The organism is Legionella stuttgartensis (assembly GCF_977063405.2).
In genome coordinates, this window is record NZ_CDRUHA020000001.1 from 1 (window position 1) to 17,644 (window position 17,644).

Consider the following 17,644-nt stretch of genomic DNA (forward strand, 5'->3'; position numbering starts at 1 on the left):
CTGACTTTCCTCATCACTCACGACCATTGCTCTTAACAACAGCCGCATGAGGTGGTTTGAGACCTATCGCTGGTGATCGATCTCGGTGGGTCTACCACCATCTCTTCCGCAGCTTGCTACGGCATACCCCCGTTTCTGTAATTTAAGCCAATACGGCGATCGCTTCAAGCAAAGGCTTGTCAACTTCGCAAACAAATAGACTATAATAGAATATGCTTATTTAATCATTACATTTAATTTGTTTGAGTAAATGATTAAACATATTTTGTTGTAAGCGTGTTAAGAGAACAAAATATTTCGGGATCAGTCAAAGCCTACCGCAATAAGAAAAAATAAGAGAATTACCTATGCAAAATCTTTAAACCTGAGCTTTCTTCTAGATCGGATCCTCTACTAAATTCAGTACTGTAATCTGCTTTTATTTTAACTCCCACATGATGATTGGGGTCCAAAAGCAGGGGGTTTGTATGAGGATTTTGGTCTATTCTTAATGAGGTATTATTCCCAATCATCGCCTCAACGCTTCCATACCCCCACTCATTTCCTGTGTATGCAAATGCATCGGAAGGATTTAATATGCAAGGAGTATACTTTTTAATTTCTTCTTCCGTTAATTTAAGTACATCTCGTTCACTTCTATACACCTTGATTGGTCCCTTATAGTCCTCAAATACTCTATCGAACTGCTCCTGCTGTGCTTCATCAAATATTGGAAATTCAATTTCTGCTATCCAAGGATAAGATTGCTCTACAAGGAGCTTCTTATAAGCTCTTAAATAATAAGGAAATAGTAAATGCTGTATTCCATAAGATGTATCTATTTTTGCATAAAAGCCCATTCCAACTGCTGTTGCTTTTAATAAAGCTGGCTTTCCTGCTTCGAGACCTTTCTCGTTTACAGCGCTAAGAAGCATAGAGACATCTTCTAGTTGATGACGAAAATAAGGGCTTGTTAAAAAGATAATAGAGCTGTCTTTAAATAGCGTCGGCCGATAACTACCGTCAGTTCTTCTTCCTAGCAATGTAAATAATCCAACCCTGATTCGAGACATAGTCTCATGAGTATCGTAATCACCGATGGCCTTTTTGGCATCGCTAAAATTTGTTGGCACACCATCGTACAGATGAGAAAAGTGGGTACTTTTATGTAGAGATTGATTAAACTGATCCAGTGTAAAAACAGTAGCATGTTGATGAGGAACTTCAAAATTTGCTCCAGCTAATGAGAAAATAGAGGCAAAAAAAGGTTTGTTGTACTGCTTCAATGGATTTGTATTCGGGTATCCTCCTGTCGCAAAAACTAGACTGTCTGAATAGACAATTTTTTTAGCAGCAAGAAGCCTTTCTCTTGGGGACAGTAGATATGGATGACCGTTGGGTATTTTTGCAAAATAATCCGGTTTGCCCTCATTTGCTAATCCATCCTGAAAAACAACCGCCCTATCACCCGCTACGTTTATTGCAGGAATTTTAATTAAGGCATCATGAGGGCTCTTTAAATAATGGTTGTTATAATAAACTCGAACTGATGGTAAGGATTTTTCTAATTCTTTTTGTGATATTTTCTTAAACAGCCCAGAGTATTCCAATTGCTTTTTAAACCATTGCTCAGAAGCTTTTGTTCGACTATCACTGCTCAATTGTCTAAACATGTTGCTACCAAAAAAATTACCAGCACCCTTTGAAAACATATAAATCCCTCGCCACCAATGATTCTATTAGGTACATTTTGGCACAAATTAGAACCAAATATCAAATATTTTTTGATTGAGATGCTGTCTTGAGATGATGTGTAAAATATTGGGCTTACGAGCGGGTGCCCCCTTGACCTAGCTTTTCAACTCAGCCAGAAAAATCTTTAGAGTTGAATCAACTGTTACCGGTGCTTTTCGCACAATCATAAATACCCAGTAAGTTTCAAGATAATCATCTTTCAATTTCCAAATTGGTTTTGGTGAGAGGCGACAGAACCGAATTCTAGGCTAGACGAATTAGAAAAAGCATTTTGAGCATACCAACTAGCATATTCTTCTCGACTCGCGGTTGTTAATGCTTTCCAATCCCATCCGATTTTTTCTTTATAAGAAAATGGGCCTAAATCAAGCCCTTTAGACTCTGCTAGTCCTTTAATTAACAATTCAACGCAACTTGCATTTCCTAGTTTAACAGGTAATACATGAGCAAGAAGATGAGATAATCTACCTGCATTTTCCAGAAACGTTTGTACGCTTTTCTCATCACATGCGTGTTCCATTTCAGAATAATATTTATCGGCCAGTAATAAATCACCTTTTATCTTATCTTTATTAACTAGTGGGTATGATAACTCTATGACGCTTTTATTTCTTACATAACCATGCTTTTCTGCAACCTTGAAAACATGATTTTGATCGTCCTTTGTCAGATCTTTATTTTCAGATAAACAATCTTCTATAGATTTTAAATGCTCCCCAAACTCTTCATTTTTGATTATTATCTTGCTATTTTCACCAAATTCATTTTTAAATTCCAACACCATGTTTTCTTCATCTTTGTATAGATATAACATTCCCATTTGAATTCTTGTATTTTTTGGCGGCCTACCTAAGGCAATAACATACCAACCATCCTTTCTGTCACTTAACATGATGGTAGAAAGATATACCGAATGATCTTGTTCCTTACCCTGAAATTTAACTGTCTTAGACTTTTCTGGTGATTTTATCTTTATCGTGTATTCGTCAGATACTCTTTCCTTAAAATTAAAATCAGGGATGTGGCCAGTGTTTTTTGTTATCAACGTCTTAATTTGATTACCACTAAGACGCAATACGTTTTTTTTCTCTTTGTTCAGGTCATTGAGATCCTGTTCAAATTGGACAAGATCATCAATCACCACTTCTTTATCTATTCCTTCTGGTGTAATATAGTACAGCTTTTTTGTTCCATTATTACTCAAAAAAATATAACTCTCTTTATATTCTTTAAAATTTTGAGGCAGTTCAGACATCAAACGAATACAACCTTCAAATTCAGTAGTTCCATAACATTCAACGAACCTTCTGTGTAAGATGGAATAATCTTCAAAGTCAACTTCTTGATATTCAGGTAAATTTGCCTGAAGAGCCTTTTTCACTAGATTATGACAATTTTCAAAAATCTTATCTTTTTGTTGTTCCCAAGCCGTAACATCGTCTGAATAAATCATTTCAATTGATTCAAAATCTTGAGGTCTAATTGCTCCATACCACTTTGTTCTCTTTTCTTGTTTTGCATGCTCTAACGTTCTTGCTATTTCTGCTCTCTTGTCAGCTAAAAATGCATAAGCACACCCAACTTTAGTGTCTAAAAAATTATACTCATTGAGCAAGTCTCCATTTTCATCAAGAAATGATTGGCTTAGGTTTGGTTTGGTTTTCGGAAAATCAGGTAATAAATTCATCAAAGAGTATATTGTTTTTTCACAATGAGCTATCCATTTTTTTTGGTTCTCCGACGTGGGGGATCCGAAATCTTTAAATCTATCAGGAGATGATGCGTATCCATTAGGTGTATTAGGTTTAGAAAAAAAACGTCCAAACATTATTTTTTCTCCTCTCTATTTAAGTTAATAAACACAATAACTAGAGAATTGCTTCAAAATAAAATGTCGCCTAGCTGAGAAGTTGTTAAGAAAAAACTCCCCCAAGTATACTAGCTCGGTAAAAGGTCACCAACTAAACCCCTTCGACTTTATACTTTCAAGGTCATTGACACTCCTGACCACAACTTATACTGTATTTATAGCACAAATACGTCGCAATATGTTGCAAATACAGACACTTAATTCTGGTAGTAGTAAGGACAAAATGAGTGAAGAAACGCTGTATGCTTCTGCATCCAGCCCATGGCTGTTGTTGAAAAAAGTGTTTGCGTCCATTATAGGACATGAATTAGGACATTTCCGAGGCTATGACACCTTTTATATCATGCGATTTTCTACTGTTTATGTTGGTTTACTGATCATGTCTGAAATTTTCTGTTTAAACTTGATGAAGGCCTCAAATCAGCTTAGGAGAGACTCCATCTTTTAGATAAATCCCATCTTTAATTTGAGACTAAACCTAAAAATTGAGTCATCTATATACTGTCTTTAGGTGAGCTGGTTTAAGATTAGCGCCCCTTGAGCGCTCATGATTTGAATGAATAAACTAGCTCAAAAAACTAGACTAGGTTGCGTAATAAGCTGGTCAACGCTGCTATACACGTTCTTCAAATTTGATTTTTTTGTTTCACAGAATTTTTTAACTCCTTCAGCGTGTGCCTTAGGAGAGCCATGCCCTGAAGGCTCCGAACAGCCTATAACTTCAACGCCAAAGTCGCCTCCAAGGCCATCAAGAGAATTATCTGAATCAGTAATAGGAAAATCACCCTCATTATTTTTAAATTTATAGGACCTAATCACATTCTCGTTTTGGTCCATTATCGTGAGAACACTCTGCGCCGTTACACATCGATCAATGCCAGGGAGGCGTCTCATTTCAAAACCGATTAATTGCCGCCACACTAAACGAATCTTGTCATAATCATTACCGCTTGATTCATATAAATTATCCCATTCCCTGTCAAGTAATTCGAAAGCATGTTGAAGGCTGGCATAATTGTAGTGCATGCCGGGTTTAGTCAGAACTCTAGGCGCCCAATCTTTGCGAAATTTAACAAGTGCCTTACACAGTTCATTGTCGCCAGTCATGTTTTTATTAAGTAGTGCTGTTACTTCTTGAAGAGTTGCTTTTTTTATCAACTCAAACAATGGAGATAAATCATAAGGCTTCTGGTCCAACATGCTTTCAATATGCGGTTTATATCGCTCATATTGGCGCATCATTTGCTTTTCACCATCGTTTATTCTTGAAAAATAACCCTGTACAATCTCTGCCAACTCATAATCCCCAGCACCTAAGGCAAACTCATAAATAGTGACACGCCTTATTTCATCACCACCAGGTGTTTTTACATTGCCTGTTTCAAGCAGAAGACGTGGATTATCCTCTAACATGTTAATGAGCTCACGCACATCTTCTTTTCGGGCATAGGCGGCATATTGCAATGCCTTGGCAATATCACTATTTGGGCCTTCATGGAAATCACCAATTTCTTGAATTAATTCCATGGGTAATGTAGAAAAAAGGTTTTCTTCGCGATTACGTAACATGAGCATGGCGTAAACTTGGTCTCGGCTTGGCATGGATTTTATACCTCGTTGCTTTTCATTATTTTTTAATGCATCCAATAACAAATGCCTTTTTTATCGTCACATCGATTTAAAGTCAAGTCAAAATAAAAAGAAATTAAAAATTCATTTCAAACTATACTGAAGTTATTTGCAAACAAAGATGACGCTGATGCACATATAAAAAAGCATACTCAAAAATCCGAGTTTGATGCTCTTGAGAGCAGACCTCATCAAACGATAGCAACTGTAAAAAATACGAATACTTTATTTCGAATTTTAAGACCGGCTGGGAAAGAAAAAGGACTTGTATTAGATGTTCGTGGTAATGAGATATCTGAAAAACTTACATTTAAATAGTTTGTTGTAATTTCGGGTTGCGCAAATGGCTATGATTAAAAATGCTTATAACCAATTCTGAATAATAGCTCTGGTTTAAGCTTTGCCTATAATTATGAAATTAGTTAAAAAGCAAATTAAATTCTTTTGTATTATCGAGCATATAACTCCCAAGATGAAGATGTACCACTTGATATCGAAGATTGAGATAGTCTAAATCAAAGAATTAGTCTAGATTTCAACTTTGTTAAAAACACCCACTTATTGCGACAGCTTGGCATAGAAAAATACAAAAAAGGATCCTCATCTTGATGAAAAGTTGAGCCTTCGTCAATCGTACAAAGAACCATTTCGATTCTTATGTTTTTTATTTTAACCTATTGTTAAATAAAGAAAATCTATGTTAGATTGAAAAACTTATTATCAAAAGGAAAAGAACATGAAATATTTATTATTGGGTTTGGGAGTACTGACGCCCTTTTCATCAACAATAATCTATGCCTCTCCTCCTTCTCCAAATATACAACCTGTATCATGCATTACTTCCCAGTTTACTTCGACTGGCAACCAACATTGGAAATCCATCAACTTAAAATTGACCAATAACTGTGGACAAGTCGTTGATTTTCAAAATTCGACCATCACTTTTCAGACCACAACAGCTCTCAATACGTCTTTTTGGGGTGATTTTGGGCCATTGTCTTATCCTGATAATGCATTGAACATTAGTTCGCAGACGCAACCTGAAGGAAACTATCTGGCGGCATTAACGATGCATTTCCCAACGTTCCCCGGCGCCAACAGTAAATTACCAGCTGGCAGCTCAATCACCCTTAAGTACGGTGATTCTACTGACAGTCATATTGAAAATACAGTCAATATATATTTAGGAACGCCTGTTAATACTGGAAGTATACAACTGACGAATAGTGCTGCAAAACCTTCTAACGTAACCCAGAATTATGCCTTGGTCCATGTCACCCTTAATGGACAACCTCTCAGCGATGTGCAATTACCCTGGAGCGGTTCAAAATTAATAAACGGACTTGCCGCCGGCACTTATGGACTTGCTGCTGAAACTGTGACTGGTACGGATGGTAATACTTACCAGGGTACGGCAGTCCCCAATACTCTAACGGTCACGGCCAACCAGACGGTCAATGCAACCATCAGCTATGCATTGACACCTCAGAATGGAAAAATCACCATCAATACGCAACCACTTCCTGCTGAATTGACTGGTTACACAAATAATCCTTCGGTGCTACTGACTCGTTTACAAACGGGTGCTTCTCAATCACAAGTGGTAACTTGGGGTAATCCAGTCACGGTGAACCAACTCAAAGAAGGAGCATCTTATCAGTTTTCAACCCCTCAAATCAGTTTCAACAACACCACTTGCCAGCCTGTATTTACGCCAGCAACTGTTATTGCCAGTGAAACGAATGCACCAACCACTAATCTAGCTTACCAATGCGTTCAGGTTGTGCAAGACTCTGTCACGGTGAATGTTCAAGGAGCCCCCTCTTCATTAACAACGCTTAACTTTACCTTCACACCGAATAACAATTCTGCGCCAATTGTACAGACTATCGATTTGGTGAATGGAAGTGGCACTGCTATTGTGTCTCTGATTGATGGCGTCATTTACACTGTGTCAGGTCAGTCGGTAGCAGGTTACACCATGACTTTCTCGCCACAGCCTTTAACTGCAACAACGAATGCGATTGAAACGGTGACGTTTACGGCTAATCCAGTCAGTAATGGCCGTATTATTGGGTACTTGCCAGGCTGGAAAACACCTCCAACAGCGCAATCACTAGCTGATGCGGGTTATACCCATATGATGGTGTCCTTTGGAGTATTCAGCACCAGTACCCCTGGTCAGATTACGCCCGCATTTGATACAGTCACTAAAGCCTACATTCAATCTTTGCATCAAAAAGGTATCAAAGTTATCTTATCATTAGGTGGTGCGTTGACGAGCTTGCCGAATACGACTGTTGATTTTCACCAGGTCCTAACTGCTGCGACATCACCCGATGTCTTTAAACAAACCTTCATGGTCTCTTTGCTCGGGTTGATGAATGAATACGGATTTGATGGCTTTGACATCGACATTGAGCATGGTTTGAATGGAGGAGGAACTTTTGCCAACCCGCAAGGCGATATTGCCGTTTTAGCCAGCATTATCAATACGATGTATAGCCAGAATCCCAATCTACTGATCACTATGGCACCGCAGACAGCCAATATGGCCGCAACCAGTTTGTTTGACGGGGTCTGGGGTAACTATGCCTCATTAATTATGCAAACCCATAATTCTTTGGCTTGGGTGGGTATCCAGCTATACAATACTGGCTGTATGTTCGGCATTGATAGAGTGTGCTACGGTCCAACACCGGTAAGTAATCCTGATTTCAGTGTTGCTATGGCCACTGATCTGCTGGAAAACTGGCCTGCTCAAATTCCTAATGGTGGCAATACTGGTTTTCAACCTTATGTTAGTTATTTAAAACCATCCCAAGTAGTCCTCGGTTACCTAGCGGCCAATGCAAACGGCGGCGGTGATGGTTCCCCTGTTATCCCGACAAGCACTATAAAGCGCGCCATCCAGTGCTTAAAAACAGCAACAGCTGGCATTACAAGTTGCGGTACGTATGTTCCTCCACGAGCTTATGGAAATATTGGTGGTGTGTTTAACTGGGAAGTGACTTTTGATCAAAGTAACAACTTCAGGTTCGCTACTGACCTCAAAAATTGCGTTGTCAATGGTGTATGTAACTGATGTAGTGAGCGCTTCTTAAGAAGCGCATATCTTTCTTTAATGTCATAATAGGATGAATGATGAAAAAGCTAGTAGGAAGTATTAGTCTTGCAATGGCCAGTTTTTCGCTATTTGCTCATGGGGCTTTGGAAACACCTATTTCCAGAACCTACCAATGTTACAAAGAGGGTCCGGAAAACCCAAAATCTGCGGCCTGTAAAGCTGCGGTGCAGGTGGGGGGGACGCAACCTTTATATAACTGGCATGAGGTGAACCAGGGGACGGCCAATGACCAACATCGTGAACTGATTGCCGATGGGCAGTTATGCGCTGGTGGCAGAGATTTTTTTAAAGGATTTAATTTAGCACGTAGCGATTGGACCACCTCTGTGGTTCATCCCGACGCTAATGGCCATTTTCAATTTGTGTTTGTGGCGACTGCACCTCATAAAACCAAGTATTTCAAGTTTTATGCCACGAAAGATGGTTATGACTTCAATACTCATTTAAAATGGTCTGATCTTGAAGCAAGTCCATTTTGTACCATTACTAACGTGACCTTGGTTAATGGTCGTTATCAAATGGATTGTCAATTGCCAGCCAATATGTCAGGAAAGCGTATTTTCTACATGATTTGGCAACGCGAAGACAGCCCTGAGGCATTCTATGGATGCAGTGATGTTTTCATCGACGGAACAACGCCGGCGTCAACCTGGTATGAGCTTGAGAATTTTTATGAAACTGGCGATATTCCAGTTAATACCAAAGTCACTTTACGAATTTTTAAACACGAAACCGAAGTAGAAAGAAAGAGCATTACCGTGGATGAAAACAATCGGAAGAGCGGTCAATGGCCTCTAGCTTTAGGCACACTAGTCAATAACTCCTCTTCACTGGTACGTATCGGCCAGCTTGATCCGGAAAGCGGCCAAGTCGTACTAGTAGCCAATCAGGCCAATAAAATCTATCTCAGCGATGTTGATAAAGACAGCTACCACGTGATGGTTGATTTTACTGAGCCATCTAACAGCACGGATATAGTATACCCTGACGGTATTAGCAACTATAAAGCCGGTACGATTGTTGTAGGCCGCCTTGATCACAAACGCTATCAATGCAAACCTTGGCCTTATTCAGGTTGGTGCTCTCAGTCAGCGGCTTATTATGAACCCGGCGTTGGTCTTGCCTGGTCTCAAGCTTGGACTTTACTGGGTTAAACGTATTAATCCCCGCCTAGCGGGGATTTTTGAGCAAATTTAACTTTACTCTGTTCTGACAAAAAATCATTGAGGGCCTCTCAAATCGTTAATAAGAAGCGGTTATGCGTTCAAACGTGACTTTACCTAAACAGAGCAAACCTTAGGGACTAAAGCCAAATGCGACGATCGCACAAAGTATATTGACGCGGATATTTAGGAAATTAAGGCGATCCGGTTTTTCCTTTCGAACTTTCAAGATGTGTATGAATTTCTTCTTTTATTCTTTTTTCTGCTGAAGCAAACAGCCTCTCTACCGCTTTGTGAGAATCGGTTTTCAAGTGAAATCTGCTTGTCCATTGGCCTTGAGCTTTATCAAGAATTTGCATTTCAGGGGAGCGTAGGAACTGGTGTTTCAATTGTTGCAGTTCTTCAAGATTGTCCATTTGGTCTAAAGAGTATTTCAATTCACGAAGAATAGTTCTTTTCAAAGCATCGCCTTTTATGCTCTGATACTGCTTTTTGAAACTGGGGGATTGGAAATCATCTGAACTGACTTCGTGAAAAGTATGGGCCCTACTTTCTCGACGCCCAGATAGATACTCGCTAACTTCGATATCACTATGTTGTATGCGCATTTCATGTACCATACGAGGGGGTAAAGTAATTTTGCCTTGATTGTGAAATGCTAAGAGCACTTCAGGATAATCTGTCAACGCTTTCCCTGGGTTGTTGGTGTACCATTTGTCAATTGTCTCTCGCCATTGATTACGCTTTTTGTTATCCGGTGGAAATTTATAGTTATAGACATAGAGCCATTGATCTTTACCTGCTACTTTTGCGTTTGCTCTATCCTGATAAGGGTAAAAACCCGAATCCAAATCAATTGCTCTTATCCCTTTTTCTGTTGTAATTAAGTTTTGCGGGCTATTGTGTGTATGACTATTGGCTAAATCTGGATGTAGATAACCTAACTGATTGAGCTTTTTTAATCCGATAACAAAATCTTCATACATCAACTGCATTTGCTCTGCAGCAACATTCTGTTTTTCTTGCTTTGGCATATTAAAAACAACATTACCTCTGTCTTTAATATTCCACAATCCTAATACAAAGTACTCATCAATATTGTTATCTTTAAGCAAAAATTTTTGCCTTAGAATATCAAGGTTAGTGCCAATCTCATTACCCTTGTATTTTCTATCGCCCACCTGTTTAAAGGCCTTGTTTTCTGTTTTTTCATAAACATCTCCAAAGGTACCGGAACCAATGTATACTTTTTTGGTTTTCCCCTCACCCTTGTTACTTGTCCACAGAGATAAGAAATCAACGGGCACTGCTCCATCGTATCGAACTGCATAAACATCTTTATTGTGGCGAAAAATTTTAAATTCTTTGTTTGCATCACCAAGATAATGAGTTGTTATATCCGCGCTCTTGATAACGTCATTAATTGATATTGGCATAAAAAAAATGGATTAATCTCTTTGATTAAATTGTAGTAAATTAAATCAATTAGTCAATTAAATACCAATAATCGTTATTTTTAGTCGTTATTGGACAAATAAAATCACTAACAATCCTATGAATGAAATTTTTTATACAAAAACAGCAAGATGCACAGCCGTTAGAGTGATTTAATTAATGAGGTGACACCATAAAACCATTCATTGTAATGACACTCAAAAGTACAAGCGGTTAATTTATTCCTCATTAAAGTTTTTACTAAAAATACACCTGTTTCCGCAAAACTTCTAGGCTGGTATTTTGATTTAATTTTCCATTCTTTTTTACTGCGATCTCGTACTAGTTTAAACGCTTCATCTTTCATGCGTACTTAAGCAACGCTTTAAACAAGGCTCAGGCTGATCTTTTTTCACCAGCATAACTTTTAATCGTAGCTCCTTAACTGAACTAATAAACTTAATTTTCCTGACCACTTCATTATTGCCCTGCCAACTTAACGACCCTTGTAATCATCAGGGAGTTATTTTTGATTGTGTGAAATACCCCTGTTCCGATACTTTCTGGATCTCTTGAAATGATCGAATTATGTCGGGTAATACTTTCATTGCTTCAGCAAAACCATTGCCACACTTGCCTTCGTTTAACTGCTTTCTTAGATCTTCTTCTAACATTGAGGGCCCAGTTGGAGGCGTTCGTGATACCGAACGCATTATCTCATAATTATAAGGCATGATGTCCATAAATAATTTTAAAGATAATTTCTCAGCAGGAGTCATTTTATTCACTGCCTCATTTAACGCTATCATGGACGGAGACATGAGTACACTGTATTCACTCTCGTTGGCTCGCTTTTGGAAAGGGATAGCAACTCCTATTTTGTGAACTTCATACATGGCATCAAGAACTTCTTGAGGAATGTTATTTGCTAGCTCTGCTAGTTCAATAAGCCTGTCCTCCTGCTGATCTTTGGGACTACATAATTTATAAACTGCTTCCTTGATAGAAGGAAAATCTAACAGTTGCTGTATATCATTAGTAGTAAAATGAATTGTAGATTCTTGGCTATCCGGATTTAGGTAATCAACAAAGATAACTGGTCCATCAAGTTTTCTGAAATTTTTGATTATGTCGTCGACATTATACGCATATCCGCTCTCAGAAATGAACAATTTATCACTTGATATACCCCCTATAGAGTTTTTAACCTTTACTGCAACAGGTTGTTCTAAAGCTCTATTATTATTGCTCGTATTTTCTTCGGGCTCAGAGATTACTATGCCTAGATCATGCTTTTCGGGGGAAATAGATAACTGTTTCACGACGACCTCAGGCTTTGACCTTAAATCAGATAATATTTTCTTGGATTTTTCATAAAAAATCTGCGTGGTTTCTCCTCTTCTATTAAAAAAGCCATGCTCGTTTTCTTCAGCAGATTTTTTGAGTATTTCCTCTATATTTTCAAATGCTTTATTCCAAGTCGAATCTCCATTTTGCACCTTATCAATTTCCTGTAATATTTTACCCATCCCTTTTGGTACGGTATTTTTGATGCCTGTCTCTCTGTCAATAACTTTAAGTCCTCCAAAATAACCAATGTCCCACCTAGTGTTCAAGATTAAATAACGAACGCCTTCTAAGACTTGCTTTAGGGCTTCTTCCTCCGAACCGAGCTGAGTTTTTTTGAACTTTCTACAGATAATATATTCTCCTCAGACAATATTTGTTGTTGCCATAGTTTTACTTTATCTAAGTTATCTAATTGAAAAGTTAAGAGTTGCTTTTTAAATTCTTTTTTTACAGTACCGCTTTCTTTTGAATTTTTAATAGCCTCATGAATCTTACTAGATGGAATAGTGCGAAGGAGTGTTTCGTAAAGGAAAGCATTACCTTCAACACTACCAGGCTTGGCTTCTCTAGATACATTAACAAATATTTGTCCAGCTTGTTTGAGGGATTGATTATATTCATCAGAATCATCAATAAAAATGATACCATCGGAGTTTACCTTTTGAAAAATCTCATCAACTTCCCTTAGATAAGGCCTTTTTTTTCCGAAAATACGGTCAAGGCCTATATAAATATTCTTAATATATTTTCCATAAACCTTATCCTCTTCATTTCTCTGAACGCGTTGTGAGCCCATCACTGATGTAATATTATTTTGATGTAGGATGTCAAGCGTTAGCTTTAAAAAAGGCTTATTAGCTATGATAAAATCTGCGGGGTTGTCACTTTTTGGTAAATCTTCATTAGATTTAAATACAACAGGATTTATAAGGCTGCCAACACCCCACACTGCAATTTTTATACCCATATAAAACTCGAAATGTGAAATATGATTTTATTTTAGACTATTTTTTCAAAGAAAACCATCTGAGAGATCGATATCAGTCACTATGGATAAAGAATACATAAAATGCGAACAAATCGCGCAATACTATTACATTTATGAGATGTATAAATGAGTAAGAGAAGTTCAAGAAGTTATGATAAAGAATTTAAGCTTAATCCGGTTAAATTATATCTGGAAAGTGAACACAGCTATAGGCAAATTGAAGATGAAATAGGAGCTCCTGAAACTAAATTATCAATTATTACAACGCATACATATTCAGTTTATTAGGTGCATTATCCTGCAATAGCACTTGACCTCATCCGGTAAGCTGCAACAAATCGTATTTTGACAAATTTAACAAGCTATTGTGATCTTTTGCTGGCGACCCTTGTCTAATATTGAAAGAGTTGGGCTTTGTGCTGCCCTATCCATTTTCAGCGGGTATTCCAGCAACCTCTTAGCCTCATGAAGTTCTTCCTCGATGGCTTTGTCCATTTGATCGTGATTGTTCATGGGATTTCTCCTGTTCAAAATTTGGTTTTTGACGCTGATTTTCCAAATCCAAATCAGCAAAAGTGATTGGCATTTGATATTGAATAACTATCTGCAGGATAATCTTTTTAAATAATGGAGACCCATTCACACAAATACAGTCACCATAGCGCTGCCTTGCCATTTCCAAGGCTCTTTTAAGAGTAGGAATAGACCCGTCTTTAGAAATGATAATTTCCTTTCCATTGTCTCTAATAACACTGTTATCTTTTTTATAAATCTCAGTACCTTCTTTAGTAATAGAGTCGATTTGTCCAAAATTTAAAGAAGAAGAAAAAGTAGAGCCTAAACCTGATATGCTGTTTTTATGCGTATTTTTACGATTACGACACCGCATTGCCATTAAAGCATCCTGGTTGCCACCTTGTGCTTGTTGTTTCAGCCAATCAGCCCAGGTTTTTTTTTGATGAGAATTTAATAACTGACCACGTTCTTTTGCATAATTTTTCCTTATGTTCTCAATCTCATTATGCAGCGTTTTATTTATGTGTTGATGTAAGTACTTTCTCTGTGCTTTAGAAAGGTTCATTAACTTCAAAGCCACTCGTTTAATTCGTCCTCGCTTTTTCGCCTTTTCAATAAGTTTTGTTCTGGCCTCACGCAACTTTTTAAGTTGGTCTGAAACAAAACATTTATTGTGTGATTTTTCGTACTGATATTTAGCATAGAGATTGGTGCCAAGTACCTTTTTATTTAATGGCTCATAATGATAAACATTTGATGCAGGTCTATCGTCTTCTGGGTAAGATGGTACAAATGAACCTAGCTTGGATTCGAGATTTTTTTTAGAAAAGGTTCTGGAAATTGAACTTGCTTTAACAGTAAGCCCTTGGATATTGCAGAACACAAAACCATTGGCTTTAATACGAATTATCAACCCATGTTCTGCCAAAATACTATGTATTTCCTTCCAACTACTGGCTGCCTCGATTTTTTCTTTACAATAGCGTTTCATCCAATTAATTAAGCTTTCAATACCGGAGTGATGCTCCATATCGTCAGCAAGATTTTCTGAATGGTTTTTACGGGTTTGATGATTGGTTATTTGAAGACCTAATTCAATTTCTAGCTTGGATGCAGCCTGCGCAAAAGTCTTATATGCTCTGTAAGGTTCAATCATATTAAAGGTTTGAGGATGAATTTTATTAATCGCAACATGAATATGTAGATTGTCTGTATCATGATGAACAACGGAGATTCTTTGGTGCTCTTTAAATCCAATCGATGAAGCCACCGTATCTTCAATTTCCTGTAAAACTTGAGCCGAAGGGTTTTCTCCTGGAGCAAAGGAAATAAGCATATGGTAAGTTTTATCTCCAGTGGCTCTTTGATTTTTAGCTTGCGTTGCCAATACTTCCTGAACGGCCCAAATGGGGTCGAAACTATTACAGTTTGATAATCTGATCTTACCCACTCGCTCCTGCTTGTTCTGTGTATCAATAATGTACCTAACCAGAGATGAAAAGCTGCTTAATCTTGCTGATTTCATGGGAATATGGCGAATTATCATAGCTTTTTTACCACATCAAGCATTGCATCTTGTGTTAACCGAATCTTGCTTAACAGCGACATGACAAGTCGCTGGTCAAAATGTGCAACACGTTTATCTTGGCTAAGCCAAAGTTTTAGCAAGCCCCCAAGCCGTCCCATATCCGCATTAATTTTGGATAACTGAAGGATGCAGTCTTTATCAACAGTACTTTGAATTGGATATCCAAGGCTTACACGCCTTAAATACTCAGCAATCGATAGACCAGCCTTAGCCGCATTGGATTTGATTTGAATTTCTTCGGAGGGCAAAACAGGAACACGAAGGTGTCGTCCGTTTTTTCTGGTGGGTGTTTTAAGTTTTTTATCCATAAGGATGCTGACCTCTTCATTAAAGTGGTTTGCAATCCTTTGGGTATCAGTTTGTGAACTAGAAGCATCGATTTTTCGTTGAGCACCGAAGGTGCGAATAATACTTGTGAGATTTGATAACCAGCTTGCTGGTTAGCTAACTTCACCTATCTTGCCCTGCGTTTTAAGTTCATCTAATGGCATACTATCAGGTAATTTTATGTAATTTCAAGGCTATTTGTTTTGAAACAAAATTAATTTCTAATAATTACCAATAATTACGATAAATTACATATTTATGCGCTTTAGAGAAGGTTTAATTACGCCAAAAGGAAATAAAATAACTCCACTCATTGCACAGCAACAAAATAGTTTGTACCATCAGAAAGAGAACAATAATAAGTTGATGGTATGACATGGGAAACTCCCTCAGCGAACGAATCGCAGCAAAGCAAATGTTAAGAAAAGCCTCTGCTAAATCTGTAAATAAAGCCGCATTTCTTGCATTAAAAAATGATATCGCTTCAGCGCTAGCTGACGGCTGGTCTATAAAGCTTGTCTGGGAAACCTTAGTTGAGGAAGGCAAAATTTCATTTTCATATAAAACTTTTTGTGGCTATGTAGCACGTTTGATTGCTGCAGAAAAAAAGCCATCTATGCAGGAAAACACCAAGGATGATGAAAAGGCTAAAAGTAAGGCAAAAACCGAAATTCGCGGCTTTACTTTTAATCCCAAACCCAACTTGGAGGAACTCTTGTAATGGCAAAAATACATATCACACTGCAGGGAAAAGGCGGTGTCGGCAAATCATTTATTTCAGCAACCACAGCTCAATACAAACAACACAAAGGCCACACTCCGCTGTGTATTGACACCGACCCCATCAATTCGACCTTTCATGGCTTTAAAGCCCTAAACGTCGATCATATTCAAGTTATGAGTGGTGATGAAATCAACCCCCGTCTTTTTGATGCCCTCATCGAAAAAATTGCTTCAACAACTAATGATGTAGTCATTGACAATGGAGCTAGCTCTTTTGTACCGCTATCTCATTACCTCATCAGCAACCAAGTTCCAGCTTTGTTAAAGGAGTTAGGCCATGAAATGGTGATTCATACTGTAATCACCGGCGGCCAGGCTTTATTCGACACCATAAATGGTTTTGCACAACTGATTGACCAGTTTTCAAATGAAGCACAATTTGTTGTCTGGCTTAATCCCTATTGGGGAGCCATAGAACATGAAGGCAAAGCATTTGAACAACTGAAAGCCTATCGAGATAACAAGGACAGAATATCAGCCTTAATTCAAATCCCCGATCTGAAAAAAGAAACCTATGGCAGGGATCTAACAGAGATGCTTCAACAGAAACTGACCTTCGATGAAGTTTTGGGTATGCCAGAAAAAAGCATTATGACCCGCCAACGCTTAAAAATCGTGCGCGATCAACTGTTCGGACAGCTGGATAGCGCCAGGGTGATCTAATGTCAGAAAAACTGGATAAAATCATTCAAGACATCAGCATCAAACATGGTGTACTTTTGGGTAAAGACGATCCAATCCTCATGCTTCAGACTATGAATGCACAACTGATTGAGGAACATCGGAAAGCCCAACAGGATTTGCTGGTACAGTTCCGAGAGGAAATGGAAGGCATTTCCTCACAATGGAAAGATGATGCCAAAGAAAAAGCTGAAAAGGTTCTCAATGCAGCATTAGCTAGTAGTAAAGAAGCTATAACCAGATTGCTGAACGAATCTACCAAAGAATCGGTCCAGGCTATGCAGAAATTGATCTTGAACTCATTGACTGAGGCTCACTCCTTGACACGAAAGACACAAAAATTCAGTCAATTTGTACTGGTATTATCAGCCACATTGTTTGTTGCCTCATGTATGATTTTCTTATTGTTTTATAAATAAGGTCCTTCTGTTTAAGAGGCCCTAAATTGGGCTTC

15 protein-coding genes are annotated in these 17,644 nt (G+C 38.1%); 6 read left to right on the forward strand and 9 right to left on the reverse strand.

From position 1 onward, the window contains the following. Positions 1 to 341 precede the first annotated feature (341 nt). Positions 342 to 1,691: a hypothetical protein gene (locus ACWTEW_RS00005; protein WP_028378762.1), complete on the reverse strand. Its 1,350-nt coding sequence runs from the start codon at positions 1,689 to 1,691 to the stop codon at positions 342 to 344. A gap of 242 nt (positions 1,692 to 1,933) precedes the next feature. Then, positions 1,934 to 3,562: a hypothetical protein gene (locus ACWTEW_RS00010; RefSeq protein WP_454783286.1), complete on the reverse strand. Its 1,629-nt coding sequence runs from the start codon at positions 3,560 to 3,562 to the stop codon at positions 1,934 to 1,936. 265 nt (positions 3,563 to 3,827) lie between these two features. On the opposite strand from ACWTEW_RS00010, the gene ACWTEW_RS00015 reads away from it, so the two are divergent. Next, positions 3,828 to 4,052 carry a hypothetical protein gene (locus ACWTEW_RS00015; protein WP_028378764.1) on the forward strand — a complete coding sequence of 75 codons (225 nt, stop codon included), beginning with the start codon at positions 3,828 to 3,830 and terminating at the stop codon, positions 4,050 to 4,052. A 122-nt stretch (positions 4,053 to 4,174) separates the two neighbouring features. Here the strand turns inward: ACWTEW_RS00015 and ACWTEW_RS00020 are convergent, their stop codons facing one another. Beyond that, positions 4,175 to 5,251 (reverse strand): hypothetical protein, encoded by a 1,077-nt coding sequence (locus ACWTEW_RS00020; protein WP_050598501.1) that lies wholly within the window; start codon positions 5,249 to 5,251, stop codon positions 4,175 to 4,177. A gap of 718 nt (positions 5,252 to 5,969) precedes the next feature. Between ACWTEW_RS00020 and ACWTEW_RS00025 the strand changes: the two genes are divergently transcribed. After that, a complete protein-coding gene (locus ACWTEW_RS00025; RefSeq protein WP_454783287.1) occupies positions 5,970 to 8,318 on the forward strand; it encodes a glycosyl hydrolase family 18 protein in 2,349 nt (782 codons plus the stop codon). Positions 8,319 to 8,410: 92 nt separating this feature from the next. Continuing rightward, entirely contained in the window at positions 8,411 to 9,514 is a 1,104-nt protein-coding gene (locus tag ACWTEW_RS00030; RefSeq protein WP_454783390.1) for a lytic polysaccharide monooxygenase, read from the forward strand. Positions 9,515 to 9,717: 203 nt separating this feature from the next. Here the strand turns inward: ACWTEW_RS00030 and ACWTEW_RS00035 are convergent, their stop codons facing one another. The 6 genes from ACWTEW_RS00035 to traJ form a co-directional block, all read right to left on the reverse strand. Then, complete coding sequence (locus ACWTEW_RS00035) at positions 9,718 to 10,959, reverse strand: hypothetical protein (RefSeq protein WP_028378767.1); 1,242 nt, start codon at positions 10,957 to 10,959, stop codon at positions 9,718 to 9,720. A 161-nt stretch (positions 10,960 to 11,120) separates the two neighbouring features. Further along, positions 11,121 to 11,324, reverse strand: a complete 204-nt coding sequence (locus ACWTEW_RS00040) for a hypothetical protein (protein WP_028378768.1) — start codon at positions 11,322 to 11,324, stop codon at positions 11,121 to 11,123. 148 nt (positions 11,325 to 11,472) lie between these two features. Further along, positions 11,473 to 12,573 carry a hypothetical protein gene (locus ACWTEW_RS00045; RefSeq protein WP_058479877.1) on the reverse strand — a complete coding sequence of 367 codons (1,101 nt, stop codon included), beginning with the start codon at positions 12,571 to 12,573 and terminating at the stop codon, positions 11,473 to 11,475. A 32-nt stretch (positions 12,574 to 12,605) separates the two neighbouring features. Continuing rightward, positions 12,606 to 13,274 carry a hypothetical protein gene (locus ACWTEW_RS00050; RefSeq protein ID WP_028378770.1) on the reverse strand — a complete coding sequence of 223 codons (669 nt, stop codon included), beginning with the start codon at positions 13,272 to 13,274 and terminating at the stop codon, positions 12,606 to 12,608. Positions 13,275 to 13,758: 484 nt separating this feature from the next. Further along, a complete protein-coding gene (traI, locus tag ACWTEW_RS00055) occupies positions 13,759 to 15,357 on the reverse strand; it encodes a TraI/MobA(P) family conjugative relaxase (protein ID WP_080274386.1) in 1,599 nt (532 codons plus the stop codon). Then, positions 15,354 to 15,707, reverse strand: coding sequence for a conjugal transfer transcriptional regulator TraJ (traJ, locus tag ACWTEW_RS00060; RefSeq protein ID WP_028378771.1), 354 nt, complete (start codon positions 15,705 to 15,707; stop codon positions 15,354 to 15,356). Before traJ ends, traI begins: the two co-directional genes overlap by 4 nt. A 395-nt stretch (positions 15,708 to 16,102) precedes the next feature. Here traJ and ACWTEW_RS00065 point away from each other — a divergent pair, with 395 nt between their 5' ends. From ACWTEW_RS00065 to ACWTEW_RS00075, 3 genes are read left to right on the forward strand one after another with little or no spacing between them, the layout of a single operon-like run. Then, a complete protein-coding gene (locus ACWTEW_RS00065; protein ID WP_028378772.1) occupies positions 16,103 to 16,447 on the forward strand; it encodes a TraK family protein in 345 nt (114 codons plus the stop codon). Continuing rightward, entirely contained in the window at positions 16,447 to 17,172 is a 726-nt protein-coding gene (locus ACWTEW_RS00070) for an ArsA-related P-loop ATPase (RefSeq protein ID WP_028378773.1), read from the forward strand. Before ACWTEW_RS00065 ends, ACWTEW_RS00070 begins: the two co-directional genes overlap by 1 nt. Next, a complete protein-coding gene (locus ACWTEW_RS00075; protein WP_028378774.1) occupies positions 17,172 to 17,609 on the forward strand; it encodes a conjugal transfer protein TraM in 438 nt (145 codons plus the stop codon). Before ACWTEW_RS00070 ends, ACWTEW_RS00075 begins: the two co-directional genes overlap by 1 nt. Positions 17,610 to 17,644 lie beyond the last annotated feature (35 nt).

Coding starts and splice junctions, on each gene's coding strand:
- ACWTEW_RS00010 (WP_454783286.1), bottom strand. CDS start 3,562: ATGTTTGGACGTTTTTTTTCTAAACCTAATACACCTAATGGATACGCA.
- ACWTEW_RS00015 (WP_028378764.1), top strand. CDS start 3,828: ATGAGTGAAGAAACGCTGTATGCTTCTGCATCCAGCCCATGGCTGTTG.
- ACWTEW_RS00040 (WP_028378768.1), bottom strand. CDS start 11,324: ATGAAAGATGAAGCGTTTAAACTAGTACGAGATCGCAGTAAAAAAGAA.
- ACWTEW_RS00030 (WP_454783390.1), top strand. CDS start 8,411: ATGGCCAGTTTTTCGCTATTTGCTCATGGGGCTTTGGAAACACCTATT.
- ACWTEW_RS00025 (WP_454783287.1), top strand. CDS start 5,970: ATGAAATATTTATTATTGGGTTTGGGAGTACTGACGCCCTTTTCATCA.
- ACWTEW_RS00070 (WP_028378773.1), top strand. CDS start 16,447: ATGGCAAAAATACATATCACACTGCAGGGAAAAGGCGGTGTCGGCAAA.
- ACWTEW_RS00050 (WP_028378770.1), bottom strand. CDS start 13,274: ATGGGTATAAAAATTGCAGTGTGGGGTGTTGGCAGCCTTATAAATCCT.
- ACWTEW_RS00075 (WP_028378774.1), top strand. CDS start 17,172: ATGTCAGAAAAACTGGATAAAATCATTCAAGACATCAGCATCAAACAT.
- ACWTEW_RS00065 (WP_028378772.1), top strand. CDS start 16,103: ATGGGAAACTCCCTCAGCGAACGAATCGCAGCAAAGCAAATGTTAAGA.
- ACWTEW_RS00035 (WP_028378767.1), bottom strand. CDS start 10,959: ATGCCAATATCAATTAATGACGTTATCAAGAGCGCGGATATAACAACT.
- ACWTEW_RS00005 (WP_028378762.1), bottom strand. CDS start 1,691: ATGTTTTCAAAGGGTGCTGGTAATTTTTTTGGTAGCAACATGTTTAGA.
- traJ (WP_028378771.1), bottom strand. CDS start 15,707: ATGGATAAAAAACTTAAAACACCCACCAGAAAAAACGGACGACACCTT.
- traI (WP_080274386.1), bottom strand. CDS start 15,357: ATGATAATTCGCCATATTCCCATGAAATCAGCAAGATTAAGCAGCTTT.